This is a genomic window from Halomonas caseinilytica (assembly GCF_001662285.1).
Classification (GTDB): domain Bacteria; phylum Pseudomonadota; class Gammaproteobacteria; order Pseudomonadales; family Halomonadaceae; genus Halomonas; species Halomonas caseinilytica.
Map to the genome: position 1 here is coordinate 386,861 of NZ_BDEO01000007.1, position 15,387 is coordinate 402,247.

Genomic DNA, 15,387 nt, shown 5'->3' on the forward strand with positions numbered 1-15,387 from the left:
GGACCGATGACATGACGACAGACAGCACCCACTCTGCGCCCGCCTCCATCTTCCGCGCCTATGACATCCGCGGCGTGGTCGACGACACCCTCACCGAACCCGGCGTCGAAAGCATCGGCCGGGCCATCGGCAGTGCCGCCAGAGCGAAGGGCGAGTCCCGGGTGATCGTCGCGCGTGACGGTCGCCTCTCCGGCCCTCGCATGCTCGCGGCCCTGACGCGCGGCCTGACTGCCTCGGGCTGCGACGTGATCGACATCGGCATGGTGCCGACACCGGTGCTCTACTTCGCCACCCACGTCGTGGAGGGCACGGCTTCCGGCGTGATGGTCACCGGCAGTCACAACCCGCCCGACTACAACGGCTTCAAGATCGTGCTCGGCGGCGAGACGCTCTCCGGCGACACCATCACCGACCTGCACCGCCGCCTCGAGGAAGGCGACCTGACCGAAGGCCAAGGGCAGGTGAGCCAGCAGGATCTGCGCGATGCCTACCTGGAGCGCATCCTCGGCGATGTCGTCCTGACGCGACCGATCAAGGCCGTGGTGGATTGCGGCAACGGTGTGGCCGGCGAGCTCGGCCCGAAGCTCGTGGAACGCCTCGGCGCCGAGACCATCCCGCTCTATGCCGAGATCGACGGCACCTTCCCCAATCACCACCCGGACCCCGGCAAGCCGGAAAACCTCAAGGACCTGATCGCCGAGGTCCAGGCAAGGGGGGCCGACATCGGCCTGGCCTTCGATGGCGACGGCGACCGGCTCGGCGTGGTCACGCCCTCGGGCCAGCTGATCTATCCCGACCATCTGATGATGGCGTTCGCCGAGGACATGCTGGAGCGCAACCCCGGCGCCCGGGTGATCTTCGACGTCAAGTGCACCGGCAACTTGGGCAGGGTGATCGAGCAGGCAGGCGGCACACCGGAAATGTGGCGCACCGGCCACTCACTGATCAAGGCGCGCATGAAGGAAACCGGCGCACTGCTCGCCGGTGAGATGAGCGGCCACATCTTCTTCAAGGAGCGCTGGTTCGGCTTCGACGACGGCCTCTACGGCGCCGCTCGCCTGCTGGAGGTGCTGTCGCGCCAATCTCTCGACGCCGACGCCTTCTTCGCGCGCTATCCTCAGGATATCGGCACTCCCGAAATCAACGTCACGGTGACCGACGAGACCAAGTTCGACCTCGTCGCGCGCCTGGCTCGGGAAGGCGACTTCGGTGACGACGGCGTCAAGACCACCCTGGACGGCATTCGCGTCGACTACCCGGACGGCTGGGGACTGTGCCGTGCCTCCAACACCACCCCGGTGCTGGTGCTGCGCTTCGAGGGCAAGAGCGAGGCAGCACTGGCACGCATACGCGCCCGTTTCGCCGACGCCCTCAAGCAGGTAGACCCGACACTCGAGATTACGCTCTGACGCCTCGCTCCTCGACACGGAACCCGACATGACCGAACAGACCCGTGACCCACGCCAGGTAGTGGAAGTGCTTTCCGAGGCACTTCCCTACATTCAACGCTTCTCCGGCAAGACCGTGGTGGTCAAGTACGGCGGCAACGCCATGACCGAGGACCCGCTGATCGATTCCTTCGCCCGCGACATGGTGCTGATGAAGGAAGTCGGCATCAATCCGGTGGTCGTTCACGGTGGTGGCCCGCAGATCGGCGAGCTGCTCGGGAAGCTCAACATCGAGTCGCGCTTCGTCAACGGCATGCGCGTCACCGACGCCGAGACCATGGACGTCGTCGAAATGGTGCTCGGCGGGCTGGTCAACAAGGGCATCGTCAACCTGATCAACCAGTGCGGCGGCAAGGCCATCGGCCTGACCGGCAAGGATGGCGCCCAGATTCGTGCCCGCCAGTTGAAGGTCGAGCACCAGAGTCCGGAGATGACGGCGCCGGAAATCATCGACATCGGCCACGTGGGCGAAGTGGAGCACATCTCCACCGATCTCATCGAGATGCTCGCCGGCCGAGACTTCATCCCGGTGATCGCACCGATCGGTGTCGACGCGTCAGGCCGCAGCTTCAACATCAATGCCGACCTGGTGGCCGGCAAGGTGGCCGAGGCACTGGATGCCGAGAAGCTGATGCTGCTGACCAACGTGGCCGGACTGATGAATGCCGACGGCGAGGTGCTGACCGGTCTCAGCACCGCCCAGGTCGACGCCATGATCGCCGATGGCACCATTCATGGCGGCATGCTGCCGAAGATCCGCTGCGCCCTGGAGTCCGTGAAGGGCGGCGTGGCCAGCGCCCATATCATCGACGGCCGAGTCCCCCACGCCACCCTGCTCGAGATCTTCACCAACGCCGGCGTGGGCACCCTGATCACCAATGCCGGAGACGAGGCGACGCACGACGCTTGACCCTTTCCCATCGACTGACAAGAAAAGCACATCATGACGCAGGAAACCCCGACCTCCAGCCGCCGCGACCAGATTCTGCAAGGGCTGGCGCTGATGCTGGAGGAAGACAGCGGCAAACGCATCACCATCGCCGCCCTGGCTCGCCAGGTCGGCGTCTCGGAAGCGGCGCTCTATCGCCACTTCCCCAGCAAGGCGCGCATGTTCGAGGGGCTCATCGAATTCATCGAACAGACGCTGTTCGAGCGCATCGGTCGCATCCTCGAAGAGGTGCCCGAAACGGTGCCACGCTGTGGCCAGATCCTCACCCTGCTGCTCGGTTTCGCCGAGAAGAATCCCGGCCTGTCGCGCCTGCTCGGTGGCGATGCCCTGACCGGCGAGACTGCCCGGCTGCGCAAGCGCATCCATCAGCTCTTCGAGCGCCTGGAAACCCAGCTCAAGCAGATACTGCGTGAGGCCGAACTGCGTGAAGGACGACGCCCCGTACTACCGATCCCGGCCGCCGCCAACATGCTGCTGGCCCAAGTCGAGGGGCGTATCTCCCAGTACGTGCGCAGCGATTTCAAGCGTCTGCCCACGGAGCACTGGGACGACCAATGGCAGGCGCTCTCCGCTCGCCTGCTTCGAGAAACGCCCCAGACCGTTTGACGCTCCCGGCAACAGCCACCAACGCAAAAGCCCCGGCCATTGGCCGGGGCTTTCTTGTGCATGCTGAATCGCCGGATGCCTGAAGTCGCCTCAATAGCTGACTCATGGGCATTTCACGCGAAGCTGGTCACGCCGCCAGGGTATCGCCGATGTGCTGACGAATCTTCTTCATGGCGTTCTTCTCGAGCTGGCGAATGCGCTCGGCCGACACGCCATAGACATCGGCCAGATCGTGGAGCGTCGACTTGCTGTCGCTCAACCAGCGGCGCTGGAGGATATCGCGGGAACGCTCATCCAGCTCGGACAGGGCCGCCTGCAGACGCTGGGTGGAGTCTTCCTCCCAGTCGCTGTCCTCGAGCTGCGTGGCCGGATCCTGGGAAGCGTCGTCCAGGTAGTGCACCGGCGCCTGATAGGCGGATTCCTCGTCCTCGCCGGGCGCGGCATCGAAGCCGGCATCATGGGCCGACAGACGCCCCTCCATCTCGCGCACCACCTCGGGTTTGACGTCGAGGTCCTTGGCGATGGCCTCGACCTCATTGCTGTTCAGCCAGGCCAGGCGCTTCTTGGCGCCACGCAGGTTGAAGAACAGCTTGCGCTGGGCCTTGGTGGTGGCAACCTTGACGATCCGCCAGTTGCGCAGCACGAATTCGTGGATCTCGGCCTTGATCCAGTGGACCGCGAAGGACACCAGACGCACGCCCTGATTGGGGTCGAAGCGCTTGACCGCCTTCATCAGGCCGACGTTGCCCTCCTGGATCAGGTCCGCCTGAGCCAGGCCATAGCCGGAATAGCTCCGCGCGATATGCACGACGAAGCGCAGGTGAGACATCACCAGACGGCGCGCCGCCTCGAGGTCGCCCTCGTCATGGAGGCGAAAGGCCAGCTCACGCTCCTCGTCCACGGTGAGCATGGGAATCCCGTTCACCGCCTGGATGTAACCATTGAGGTCGTGGCCCGGTGAAAGGTGGCCCACCGGCAGAAGACTGGTGCTCATGTGCAGGTTGTCTCCCTCGAAACCCATGTGTGGAATCGGTAATCGCTGCCTTTGACGACACGGGACCGATTTGGTTCCGGCTTGCGATGAATTCGCCATGAAACTTTCGTGACCCATGGCATCAGCGGGGGCGGATCTGCGCCAGATGACGACTGACCGCGATCCAGGCCCCCAGCCAGCCAAGTAGTGTACTACATGCGAGAAGTATTGCCGACCCCCCGAATCCAAGGGCAGGCAGGGCGAAACTGGCGCCGTAGCTGGCCGCCAAGGCCGAGACCGGCCCGGACAGCCAATCGCCGCCGAGCGTCAGCAGCCCGCAGGCCAGAATGCCGCCTCCCAGGCCGTACCAGGCGCCGCTGTACAGGAAAGGACGCCGCACGAACGGATGGGTAGCGCCGATCAGGGTCACCACCTCGATCTCCTGACGGCGATTCTCGACGGCCAGGCGAATGGTATTGCCCACCACCAGCAGCACGCCCATACCGAACAGCACGGCCAAGGCCAGCGTGACCCTCTGGCCGAGTTCCGCCAGATGACGCAGGCGCTCCAGCCAGGCGAGGTCGAGTCTCACCTCCTCGACGCCACTCACGGCCTCCAGCTCACCTGCCAGTCGACGCACGGACTCGGGCGACGTATCGGCGGGCGTGACCACCACGCTGGCCGGCAACGGATTGCCGGGCAAGCGCGCCAGGGCATCCTCGAGCCCCAGCGATTGTTGAAACTCGGCCATGCCTTCGGCAGCGGTGATCAAGCGGGTCTCCGCCACGCCCTCGTGCGCCGAGAGCGCCTCCTCGATGCGCCCGGCCTCGCCGTCGTCGACCCGATCGGCGAGATAGGCTGTCAGGGTAGCGCTCTCGTCGAGCTCGGCATCGAGCAGCCGAGCCCCGTCCAGGGCCAGCCAGAGCCCCGCCGGCAGCACCAGCGCAATCGCGATGGCCAGCATGGTCAACAGGCTGCTCAGCGGATAACGCAACAGCCGCTGGGCACTGTCCAGGCTCATGGCCCGATGGTGGCGGCCCCAGCTGCGCCATCGCCCCCCGGCGCTGGCGCGATGGGTCCGGGCGCCGCGTCGGCTCCGCTCCTGTCCTTGAGAGCTCATACGGCCTCCTCGTCGGCCACCAGACGCCCTTCATGCAAGCGAAGGGTACGATGCCGCAGGCGCGCAATCAGCGCCAGGTCGTGACTGGCCACCATCACCGTGGTGCCGATCCGATTGAAGTCTTCGAACAGCGACATGATATCGGCCGACAGCTGAGGATCGAGGTTCCCCGTCGGCTCGTCGGCCAGCAGCAGGGCGGGCTTGTTGACCACCGCGCGGGCGATGCCCACCCGTTGCTGTTCGCCGCCCGACAGCTCGATGGGCAGTGCACGTTCACGATGCAGCAGCCCGACCTTATCGAGCGCCGCCCTCACCCGGCGCGAGGCCTCCCGCGGCTCCATGCCCTGAATCTCCAGCGGCAGCGCCACGTTATGATAGATCGAGCGGTCGAACAGCAACTGATGGTCCTGGAAGACCACCCCGATCTGACGCCGATAGAAGGGCACCTGGGTATGATGCAGGCGATCGATGTCATGGCCTGCTACCAGGATACGCCCTCGGCTGGGGCGCTCGAGACGGATGATCAAGCGCAGCAGCGAACTCTTGCCGGCCCCGGAATGCCCGGTGAGAAAGACCATCTCGCCACGCTCGACCCGGAAGTTGAGGTGGGCCAGGGCATCGAAGCGCCCGCCATAGCGCTTGCCGACATGCTCGAAGGCGATCATGCCGCGGCATCGTCCCTGTCGAAGAGCGCATCGACGAACTCGCGGGCCGCGAACGGACGCAGATCATCCAGCGTCTCGCCCACACCAATGAAGCGGATCGGCGTGCCGAGCTGCTGCGCCAGGGCAAAGATGATGCCGCCCTTGGCGGTGCCATCGAGCTTCGTCAGGGTGATACCAGTGACCGGCACCGCCTCGTTGAAGGTCGACGCTTGAGACAGGGCGTTCTGGCCGGTGCCGGCATCGAGCACCAGCATCACCTCGTGCGGGGCCTCGGCATCGAGCTTGCCCATCACTCGCCGCACCTTCTTCAACTCCTCCATCAGGTGCGACTTGTTATGCAGGCGCCCAGCCGTGTCGGCGATCAGCACGTCGATGCCACGCGCCCTGGCCGCCGCCAGGGCATCGTAGACCACGGAGGCGCTGTCGGCACCGGTATGCTGGGCCACCACTGGCACGTCGTTGCGCTCGCCCCAGATCTTGAGCTGCTCCACGGCGGCGGCACGGAAGGTGTCGCCGGCGGCCAGCATCACGCTGCGCCCCTCGCGCTGGAAGCGCTGCGTCAGCTTGCCGATGGTGGTGGTCTTGCCGACACCGTTGACGCCGACCACCAGGATCACGAAGGGGCCTTCCCCCTTGGGCGGCAGTTCCAGGGGCTGGGTGACCCCCTCGAGCAAGCTCGAGAGCTCCTCCTGGAGGGCCTTGTAGAGCGCCTCGGGATCCTTGAGCTCCTTGCGCGAGACCCGATCGGTAAGTCGATCGATGATCTCGGTGGTCGCCTCGATTCCCACATCGGCCATCAGCAACTGGGTCTCGAGCTCTTCCATCAGATCATCGTCGATCTGTTTGCGGCCGAGGAACAGCCCCGCCAGACCATCGGTCAGATTGGCACGTGTCTTGCCCAGCCCGTCCTTGATGCGTGCGAACCAGCCCTTCTTCGTGCCACGGGGCTTTTCCCGGGGGGCGACAGCAACTGGCGCCGACTCGGACGCCGGCTCGGGCTCGGTTTCGGGCACGGGTTCCGGCTCGATCTCCGGCGCCGGCTCGGGCTCGACTTCGGGCGCGGGCTTCGGCTCGATCTCCGGCGTCGGTTCGGGCTCGACTTCAGGCGCGGGCTCCGGCTCGATCTCCGGCGTCGGCTCGGGCTCGACTTCGGGCGCGGGTTCCGGTTCGACCTCAGGCGTCGGCTCGGGCTCGACTTCGGGCGCAGGTTCTGGTTCGACCTCAGGCGTCGGCTCGGGCTCGATCTCGGGGGCCGACTCGACCTCGGACGGCGCCGTCTCGTCGTCGACAGGCGCTGCCTCGTCGCGCTCGACTTCCTGTTCAGGCGTCCGGGACGCCTGTTCTTCCTGCTTTTTCTTACGCTTGAAAAAACCGAACATGGGGGGATTCAGCCTCGCGGGTGAACGAATCGTCACATCCTACCATCGCGCACCATGACTGTGGACAAGGCGCCAGCTACAATCGGCGCCCATGACTCGACGCCGTTCCCCTTCCCGCCCCTCGCGCACGCCCCGCCGAAAAGACGGCGCCCGTGGCCAGGGCCAATTGCGCATCATCGGTGGCGAATACCGCCGCCGCCGGCTTCCCGTACTCGACCTGCCGGGCCTGCGTCCCACGCCCGACCGGGTCCGGGAGACCCTTTTCAACTGGCTGGGCCCCACCCTGTCCGGTGCGCGGGTCCTGGACCTGTTCGCCGGCACCGGCGCCCTTGGCCTGGAAGCCCTGTCACGCGGCGCCCACGACGCTACCCTGGTCGAGCTCGACGGTCGAGCGAGCCGCGCCCTGGAAGGCAACCTGGCCACGCTAGGCATCACCCGCGCCCGGGTGATCAACGCCGATGCCATGCGGTTTCTCGCCACCGACCCGACACCGCATTCGCTCGTCTTCCTTGACCCGCCCTTCCGCCAGGACCTGGCGGCCGCTTGCTGCGCGGCCCTCGAACAAGGTTGGCTGAGCGACGACGCCAGCATCTATCTGGAGACCGAATCGACCCTCGCTCCGGAGGTACCCGCCGGCTGGCTCCTGCATCGGGAGGTCCGCGCGGGCGACAGCACCGGGCGACTGTATCGGCGGCGGCCCACGGGTAAGGACTCACCCACCGAAGACGCTTGCTGAGCCCCGTCGGTAGCGTTACGCTGCCGATGGCAGGACGCTTTCGGCGGGCCGGACCCGACTCAGCAGGACATCATCAGGAGAAACGGATGAGCATCGAACTCTTCAACCAGCTCGAACAGAAAGTCTCCAGCGCCGTCGAGGCCCTGGAGTTGATGAAGATGGAAGCCGAGGAGCTGCGCGAGGAAAACGCCCGCCTCAAGCAGGAACGCGAGGAATGGGAGCGGCGCTTGTCCGCACTGCTGGGCAAGTTCGACGATATCGAGACCGAGTCGTCGTCACAGCAACAGCAAGAGCAGCCGGCGCCCCAGCAGCAGCCCGGCTGAGTCCCGGATCACGCCCCACCCAGGCGGCGTGACATCAGCAAGGCGTCCTCCCGCCCGGCGCCGTCCAGCGAGGGATAGTAGTCGCGACGGCGCCCATCCTCGGCAAACCCCATGCGCCGGTAGAGCGCGATCGCCGGCGCATTGCCTTCCCTGACTTCCAGCAGCAGCCGCTCGCTCTTCCAGGCCCGCGCCTGATCGATCACCGCCTGCATCAGCGCAAATGCCAAACCACGACGACGTGCATGGCGCGCCACCAGAATGGCCTGAAGCTCGGCATCGAACGGCTGGCGCGAGAGGATGGCATAACCGATCAACTCGCCCTGCTCCTCGAGACCGAACACCACATCGGCATCATCCCTCAACGCCGCCCTCAACCTGGCCGCCGACAAGGGATACACCTGGGAAACACGCTCCAGCTCGAGCAGCGCCGCCAGGGCCGACGGCCTCAGAAGGACCACCGAAGAAGGATCAGACATATCGGCTCAGCTCGCTTCGTCGCCGACTCGCCAGTCGCGCCGCCAGCCCTGCACGCGGGGCCATAGCGCCCGCTTGGCCTCGGCGCTACCGGCAAGCTCACTCAGGTCGGGGCCCTGCCATACGGGCATCGCCAGCAAACCGCTGCGTCCATCGGCAAGCACCAGCAGGTCGCCCAGGACAGCATCGTCACCGAATACCAGAAGCCTCTCCGGCCCCCAGCCCCGCTGTCGACGGCCGTTCAGGAAGGCTCGCAGCCCTTCCTGTGCTTCTTCTAGAGGCGCCTCGACCGCCAACCCTTCGAGCGGAGGCCAGCGGAAGGTCTCGAAGCCCAGCGGTCGAGCGGGTATCACGCCCGCCGCCCGCAGCAAGTTGCCGAGCAGACGATACTCCACGTCGCTTGGCCCGGCATCGCGCGGCAGCACCAGCAGCCAGCGACCGTCCAGGCAAGCCACCTGCCAGGTGAAGCGCAGTGCCTCGCCGGCCGGCTCGACCGACGAGGAGCGCGCCGGTTCGGAGGGCATCTCGACCGGAGCGGAGGCGTCTTCCGGCACCAGATCCCCCAGCAGGGCGCGCGCCTTGCCCTGTCCCGGCGGGAGCCGGGAGGCGGTCGGCTCCTTCGACGAGGGGGCCGTCGACGGCGCCTCGGCCGCATCCTCCAACAGCGCATGCAGGCGCTCGCCGGGCGCCCTAGCGCCTTCGGCGGCCGGCTCCGGCTCCCACTCGCAGGCGTCGGTGGGACAGGCGTTGGGCAGGCGATAGCGCGCCACCCAGGCCGTCAGCCCCATGGCCTCGAGGTATTGCAGCCGATGCGGCTCGGTGGTCACGAGGCCCCGCCGCCCCGGCAGTTCGGCGAATCAGGGCGCGCCTCTCCTCGCGACTGCCATTCTTCAGGCGTATAAGGGTGCAGCGCCAGGGCATGTACCGGCCCGGCCAGTTCATCGGCCAGCAAGGCGTAGATCTGCTGGTGTCGCTTCACTGGCATCATGCCCTCGAAGCGCGACGACACCAGCGTCACCTTGAAGTGAGTCTCGGCGTTCGGCGGTACATTGTGCATGTGGCTCTCGTTCTCCACCGTCAGGAAGGTGGGCTCGAGGGCCTGGAGCTTTTTCTCGATGGTCGACTGGGTGCTCATGTCGGCTCCCCGATGGTGAATGTCGTCCTCATTGTACGCGTTCGCTGGCGGCACGACGACGTATACGCGCCGCCTCGCCTGCCCGGGACACCCGACCGAGACTCGCCAGCAATGCCAGCATCCCGGCTGCGGCGCCACCCCAGAGCGCCATCTGGACTGGCGCGCCGATCGACAGGCAAGCGCCGACCAGGGCAACGCCCATGGCCTGCCCCACGGTACGGGTGGTACTCATCACGCCAGACGCATTGGCACTGCGCTCGGCCGGTACACTGGCCATCAACTCGCGATTGTTGGGCGGCTGAAACATGCCGAAGCCGAGCCCGCACAACGCCGTTCGCCACAGGCAATCGGCCACGCCGGCCTCGGCCTCCAGGCCGGCGAGCGCGACCATCCCCACGATCAGTACCACCAACCCCAGGCAGGACAGCAGGCTGGGGTTGACCCTGTCGGCGAGACGCCCGGCCAGCGGCCCCGCCACCATGATCGCCAACGGCCAGGGCGTGAACAGCCAGGCCGTTTCCAGGGGCGAGAAGCCCATGTCCTGCTGATAGAGAAACGACAGGGCCACGAAAGCCAGCCCCTGCCCGATGAAGGCCAGCCCAGAGGCCGACACCGCCAGACTGAAACGACGCTGGCGGAACAGCGTCAAGGGCAACAGGGGATGAAGCGCACGCCGCTGACGCCACAGGAACAAGCCGCCGGCCACGAGGCTCAACGCCAGCCAGCCCAGGGATTGCCAGACAGGCGTCTGATGCCCGACGCCATCCATGGCCAGGAAGAGCGCACCGAGCGCAAGAATCGAGCAGCCGGCCCCCACCGCGTCGAAGCCTCCGCGGCGCCCCGGCTCCCGAGGCAGTGCTCGCCAGGCCAGCCCGACGGCCACGACGCCGATCGGCACCGGCAGGGCGAACAACCAAGGCCAGTCGGCCACGGAGAGCACCAGACCGCCGATGGCCGGCCCTGCGGTATATCCCGTGGCCACCACCAGGGAGCTCAGCCCCAGGGCGCTGCCCAGCAGTCGGGAAGGAAAGATGGTGCGGTACAGCGATGGTCCGATCGACAGGGTCGCCGCGGCCCCCAAGCCCTGCAGGGCACGAAACACCAGCAGGGTGTCCAGGTCGCGCGACAGGGCACAGCCTGCCGCCGACGCCGCGAACAGCGCCAGCCCCGCGACATAAAGGCGGTGGCGCCCGATCACCTCGCTCAGCCCGGAGAAGACCAGCAGAAAGGCGGCACACGCCACCTGGAAGATGTTGGTGACCCAGACGGCGCTGGCCGGCGTTACCTCGAGATCGGCGGCAATGGAAGGCAACGCCAGATTGATCATGGTGGCATCCACCACCGCCATGGTGGTACCGAAGATCAGCGCCAACACGGCCAGACGACGCTCGGGGCCGGGCAGACCATCATCACCCTCTCGGGTCGCGAAGAGTCGACTCATGAACCAGGATCCATTCCACGGAAAAACCGGCGCGGGGACAGGGCTAACGCAGGAAATGAACCACCCGGGGCTGATCCGGGGACAAGCCTGCGAGGAGGCGCTGTAAATACCTACCTGTACGCTACCGACGCCCAGCGGCGCTCTCGCATCCTGCTCCGCTTGCAGGACCGGTGCTGGCCATCCATGGCCAGCCCGTTCAGAGCAGTGCTCCTCACCCTTGGCGCCGGACCTCCTCTCCGGCTTGCCCCCGGCGCCCCGCTGGTCTTGTACGAAAAGTCAGTGAGAGCAGGCGCTTCTCGTCAAGAATTCAGCACCGTGGAAACGCTGGATAAATCGCCGAGCGTAGTGAAGCGCAAGGCGCCCGGAGCACAGAAAGCGAGACATAACAATTAGTTAGGCGAGCTTTCGAGCACCGAGCAACGAAGCGATTTGCACGCGCAGGCATTTAAGCAGCGTTTCCTCAGTCTTGGTCGGTCTCCAGCAGCATCGAATCATCCACCTCAGCAACCTCCAGGGCCGCCTCGTCGTCGAGGTCGATGGCCAGATAACTGTGCTCGATGCGCAGGAAACGCTGGAAGAGCGACCAGTCGAGCGTCTCGGGCCATTGACGTTCATCCTCTTCCCAGGCGCGCAGCTCGGTCTCGAGGATCTCGAGATAGCGCTCGCGCACGAAGGCTTGGAGGTTTTCGGGTGTGTCCATCTCCGGGATCAGGTAGACGGTACTTTCCCGTTCGACGTCCTCCAGGGCCAGGTCGTCGTCGCCCACGGTGGGCTCCAGGGCGTTGATCCAGTCGACGAAAGACTGGGTCGGCCTGACACTCAGGGCGGAGCGGTTGAGCAGTTTCATCACGGTCTCCTCGACGTCGAAACGCTGACCATTATGGGCGCCAGGAGCGCCCCTTACCAACATTTCCCGACCGATCTGCCGATTCGCCCATGAGCCGCCACCCCAAGGCATGCGAAAGGTGGCGAGCTAGGCCCAGGCTAGGCGCACAGGGATTCGCTGGCGGAATGTACGAGTTTGTACATGAGCAAAGCGAGTCCCCGCGCAACGCCGCCTGGCCGACGCGCAACGCCTTCAATCTCCAGAAGGCCGCATGGCCGGGAACAACAGCACATCACGGATCGAGGCGCTATCGGTCAGCAGCATCACCAGACGGTCGATGCCGATGCCCTCACCCGCCGTGGGCGGCAGGCCATACTCCAGGGCACGCACATAATCAGCATCGTAGTACATGGCCTCGTGGTCGCCGGCATCCTTCTCGGCGGCTTGGGCAGCGAAGCGTTCGGCCTGGTCCTCGGCGTCGTTGAGCTCGGAGAAGCCGTTGGCCAGCTCGCGACCGCCGACGAAGAACTCGAAGCGCTCTGTGACGAAGGGATCGGTATCCTTGCGGCGTGCCAGCGGGCTGACCTCGGTAGGATAGTCGATGATGAAGGTCGGCTGCTGCAGGCGATGCTCGACGGTCTTCTCGAAGATCTCGATCTGGACCTTGCCGAGTCCCCAGCCATCCTTGACGTCGATGTCCAGGCGCTCGGCGATCTGCCGTGCCGCGGCTTCGTCGGCCAACGCCTCGGCGGTGATGTCCGGGTTGTAGGCCAGGATGGCATCGAACACGCTGAGGCGCTCGAATGGCTTGCCGAAGTCGTACTCGAAGGTTTCGAGCACCTCGCCCTCGCTGTCGCGCACGGTGCTGACCACGGTGGTATCGCCCAGCACTTCCTGGGTCACGGTGCGCAGCATGGCCTCCGTGAAGTCCATGAGATCCCGGTAGTCGGCATAGGCCTGATAGTACTCGACCATGGTGAACTCGGGATTGTGGCGGGTGGACAGCCCCTCGTTACGGAAGTTGCGGTTGATCTCGAAGACCTTCTCGAAACCGCCCACCACCAGGCGCTTGAGATAGAGCTCAGGGGCGATGCGCAGGTACATATCGATGTCCAGCGCATTATGGTGGGTGATGAAGGGACGAGCCGTCGCGCCGCCGGGAATCGGCTGCAGCATCGGCGTCTCGACCTCCATGAAACCATGGTTCTCGAAGAAGCGACGCATGGCACTGATCACGCCGGCACGCGTCTCGAAGACACGCCGCGAGTCGGGATTCATGATCAGGTCGACGTAGCGCTGGCGATAGCGAGCTTCCATGTCGGTCAGGCCGTGGAACTTGTCGGGCAGCGGCCTCAGGCTCTTGGTCAGCAGGCGCGCCTCTTCCATCATCACGTAGAGATCGCCCTTGCCCGACTTGTGCACAGGACCGCGCCCGGCCACGATGTCGCCGATGTCCCAGCCCTTGATGTCATCGAGGACCTCGGCAGGCAACCCCTTCTTGTCGACGTAGAGCTGAATCTGGCCGGAGGCGTCCTGGATGACGATGAAAGGGCCACGCTTGCGCATGATGCGCCCGGCCACGGCGGCCGGACGCCCCAGCGACTCGAGCTCGGCCTTGTCCTTGTCGCCCAGTTCGGCCTGTAGCTCGGCGGCGGTGCTGTCGCGGCGGAAATCATTGGGAAAGGCGCTGCCACCACCGGCGGCGGCGCGCTCCCGGCGCTCGGCCAGTTTGCCGCGCCGCTCCGCGATCAGGTGGTTTTCGTCCTGGGAAGGGTCCTGGTTAGCCATGTCGCTACCTGTTGAAATCATGGTGTCGAATAACAGACATCTCACCTAGAGCCGCGCAAGCGACGCCGAGACAAGGCGCCCCTCAGCTCAGCGGCGTCGACGAGTCGTCAAGAGGCCGCTCACGCTGAGGGGCAACGCCGTATCGGCGAGCGCAGCAGGCTATAGGCCTTGTTTGAGGCTCGCCTCGATGAACTGGTCCAGATCGCCGTCCAACACCTTCTCGCAACTGCTCGACTGGACGCCGGTACGCAGGTCCTTGATGCGCTGGTCGTCCAGCACATAGGAGCGAATCTGGCTGCCCCAGCCGATGTCCGCCTTGGAGTCCTCGGCGGCCTGCTTGGCGGCGTTGCGCTTGTCCATCTCGTGTTCCCACAGCTTCGCCCGCAGCTGTTTCATGGCGAAGTCACGGTTGGCATGCTGGCTGCGCTGGCTCTGGCAGGCCACCACGATGCCGGTCGGCTCGTGGGTGATCCGCACCGCCGAGTCGGTGGTGTTGACGTGCTGGCCACCGGCACCACTGGAGCGATAGGTGTCGACACGCAGATCCGACGGATTGATCTCGACCTCGAAGCTGTCGTCGACTTCCGGCGAAAGAAAGACCGAGGCGAAGGAGGTGTGCCGTCGCCCACCGGAGTCGAAGGGACTCTTGCGCACCAGCCGATGCACGCCGGTTTCGGTGCGCAGCCAACCGAAGGCGTATTCGCCCTGAATATGCACCGTGGCCGACTTGATGCCCGCCACCTCGCCTGCGGACAGCTCGATGAGATCGGCCTTGAAGCCATGATGCTCGGCCCAGCGCAGGTACATGCGCAGCAGCATGTTGGCCCAGTCCTGGGCCTCGGTGCCGCCCGAGCCCGCCTGGATGTCCAGATAGGCGTTGTTGGGATCCATCTCGCCGGCGAACATGCGCCGGAACTCGAGCTTCTCGAGGTTGGCCTGGAGGTTTTCCAGCTCGCGGCTCACCTCGTCGACGGTATCCGCGTCCTCTTCCATCTCGGCCAGTTCGAGCAGATCACGGCTGTCATTCAGGCCCTGCTCCAGAGCGTCGATGGTGCTGACCACCATCTCCAGGGTGGCCCGCTCCTTGCCCAGTTTCTGGGCATGGTCCGGATCATTCCAGACGTCCGGATCCTCGAGTTCGCGGGTGACTTCCTCTAGCCGTTCCTTCTTCTCGGCATAGTCAAAGATACCCCCTCAGGACATCTGTCCGCTCAGACAGGTCCTTGATGAGGTGATTGATGGGATTGACTTCCTGCATGGCGTTCGCCTGATTCCGCAGTGAAATGTCCGCCAGGACGAATCCTGGCGGCGGGGAAAAGAGTGGCATTGTAGCCAAATGCCCGTACAGCGTCATCCCGTCCCGCTCAAACGACCGTACGAACGGCGTCACTCCGGGGCCATGCAAGATTCGTAACGCGCTATGTGAAATTTCACATGGACTTATTGACGCGCTCGTTCGAAGGTCAGGAAGAGCGGCACCGATACCGCGTGCCGACCACAACAACAACGTCAGGGAAGAAGTCC

Annotated in this window: 16 protein-coding genes; 5 read left to right on the forward strand and 11 right to left on the reverse strand. The window is 65.5% G+C overall.

Annotation, left to right across the window (positions count from 1 at the left end; genetic code table 11):
* Positions 1 to 11 precede the first annotated feature (11 nt).
* Genes HSDC_RS09460 through slmA form a run of 3 tightly spaced genes read left to right on the forward strand, consistent with a single transcriptional unit; the run spans position 12 to position 3,003 of the window.
* The gene (locus tag HSDC_RS09460) at positions 12 to 1,409 is read left to right on the forward strand and encodes a phosphomannomutase/phosphoglucomutase (RefSeq protein ID WP_064699675.1); all 1,398 of its coding nucleotides are present in this window, start codon (positions 12 to 14) and stop codon (positions 1,407 to 1,409) included.
* A 28-nt stretch (positions 1,410 to 1,437) separates the two neighbouring features.
* Entirely contained in the window at positions 1,438 to 2,358 is a 921-nt protein-coding gene (argB, locus tag HSDC_RS09465; RefSeq protein WP_064699676.1) for an acetylglutamate kinase, read from the forward strand.
* Between the two features lie 33 nt (positions 2,359 to 2,391).
* The gene (gene slmA, locus HSDC_RS09470) at positions 2,392 to 3,003 is read left to right on the forward strand and encodes a nucleoid occlusion factor SlmA (protein WP_064699677.1); all 612 of its coding nucleotides are present in this window, start codon (positions 2,392 to 2,394) and stop codon (positions 3,001 to 3,003) included.
* 127 nt (positions 3,004 to 3,130) lie between these two features.
* On the opposite strand, the gene rpoH is transcribed toward slmA, so the two are convergent.
* The 4 genes from rpoH to ftsY all read right to left on the reverse strand — a co-directional run bounded on the left by rpoH (position 3,131) and on the right by ftsY (position 7,140).
* A complete protein-coding gene (gene rpoH / locus HSDC_RS09475; RefSeq protein ID WP_064699795.1) occupies positions 3,131 to 3,997 on the reverse strand; it encodes an RNA polymerase sigma factor RpoH in 867 nt (288 codons plus the stop codon).
* A 121-nt stretch (positions 3,998 to 4,118) separates the two neighbouring features.
* On the reverse strand, positions 4,119 to 5,096 hold the full coding sequence (ftsX, locus tag HSDC_RS09480) for a permease-like cell division protein FtsX (RefSeq protein WP_064699678.1): 978 nt from the start codon (positions 5,094 to 5,096) through the stop codon (positions 4,119 to 4,121).
* Positions 5,093 to 5,761: a cell division ATP-binding protein FtsE gene (ftsE, locus tag HSDC_RS09485; RefSeq protein WP_064699679.1), complete on the reverse strand. Its 669-nt coding sequence runs from the start codon at positions 5,759 to 5,761 to the stop codon at positions 5,093 to 5,095. Before ftsE ends, ftsX begins: the two co-directional genes overlap by 4 nt.
* Positions 5,758 to 7,140 carry a signal recognition particle-docking protein FtsY gene (ftsY, locus tag HSDC_RS09490; protein WP_064699680.1) on the reverse strand — a complete coding sequence of 461 codons (1,383 nt, stop codon included), beginning with the start codon at positions 7,138 to 7,140 and terminating at the stop codon, positions 5,758 to 5,760. The genes ftsE and ftsY overlap by 4 nt, the downstream gene beginning before the upstream one ends.
* Positions 7,141 to 7,231: 91 nt before the next feature.
* Here ftsY and rsmD point away from each other — a divergent pair, with 91 nt between their 5' ends.
* Together rsmD and HSDC_RS09500 are read left to right on the forward strand one after the other, a co-directional pair.
* A complete protein-coding gene (gene rsmD / locus HSDC_RS09495) occupies positions 7,232 to 7,876 on the forward strand; it encodes a 16S rRNA (guanine(966)-N(2))-methyltransferase RsmD (RefSeq protein WP_064699681.1) in 645 nt (214 codons plus the stop codon).
* Positions 7,877 to 7,962: 86 nt separating this feature from the next.
* On the forward strand, positions 7,963 to 8,199 hold the full coding sequence (locus tag HSDC_RS09500) for a cell division protein ZapB (protein WP_064699682.1): 237 nt from the start codon (positions 7,963 to 7,965) through the stop codon (positions 8,197 to 8,199).
* Between the two features lie 8 nt (positions 8,200 to 8,207).
* On the opposite strand, the gene rimI is transcribed toward HSDC_RS09500, so the two are convergent.
* The 7 genes from rimI to prfB all read right to left on the reverse strand — a co-directional run bounded on the left by rimI (position 8,208) and on the right by prfB (position 15,121).
* On the reverse strand, positions 8,208 to 8,675 hold the full coding sequence (gene rimI / locus HSDC_RS09505; protein WP_064699683.1) for a ribosomal protein S18-alanine N-acetyltransferase: 468 nt from the start codon (positions 8,673 to 8,675) through the stop codon (positions 8,208 to 8,210).
* A 6-nt stretch (positions 8,676 to 8,681) separates the two neighbouring features.
* Positions 8,682 to 9,500: a hypothetical protein gene (locus HSDC_RS09510; protein ID WP_064699684.1), complete on the reverse strand. Its 819-nt coding sequence runs from the start codon at positions 9,498 to 9,500 to the stop codon at positions 8,682 to 8,684.
* Positions 9,497 to 9,808: a BolA family protein gene (locus tag HSDC_RS09515; RefSeq protein WP_064699685.1), complete on the reverse strand. Its 312-nt coding sequence runs from the start codon at positions 9,806 to 9,808 to the stop codon at positions 9,497 to 9,499. Before HSDC_RS09515 ends, HSDC_RS09510 begins: the two co-directional genes overlap by 4 nt.
* Positions 9,809 to 9,836: 28 nt before the next feature.
* Entirely contained in the window at positions 9,837 to 11,249 is a 1,413-nt protein-coding gene (locus HSDC_RS09520; RefSeq protein WP_064699686.1) for an MFS transporter, read from the reverse strand.
* Between the two features lie 460 nt (positions 11,250 to 11,709).
* Positions 11,710 to 12,096 (reverse strand): hypothetical protein, encoded by a 387-nt coding sequence (locus tag HSDC_RS09525; protein WP_064699687.1) that lies wholly within the window; start codon positions 12,094 to 12,096, stop codon positions 11,710 to 11,712.
* A gap of 231 nt (positions 12,097 to 12,327) precedes the next feature.
* On the reverse strand, positions 12,328 to 13,863 hold the full coding sequence (gene lysS / locus HSDC_RS09530) for a lysine--tRNA ligase (RefSeq protein ID WP_064699688.1): 1,536 nt from the start codon (positions 13,861 to 13,863) through the stop codon (positions 12,328 to 12,330).
* A 159-nt stretch (positions 13,864 to 14,022) separates the two neighbouring features.
* Positions 14,023 to 15,121 (reverse strand): peptide chain release factor 2 gene (prfB, locus tag HSDC_RS09535; RefSeq protein WP_122983291.1). Its coding sequence is split into 2 segments (ribosomal slippage): positions 14,023 to 15,045 and positions 15,047 to 15,121, totalling 1,098 coding nucleotides; the frame shifts between segments, so codons are not numbered across the junction.
* Positions 15,122 to 15,387: the final 266 nt, after the last annotated feature.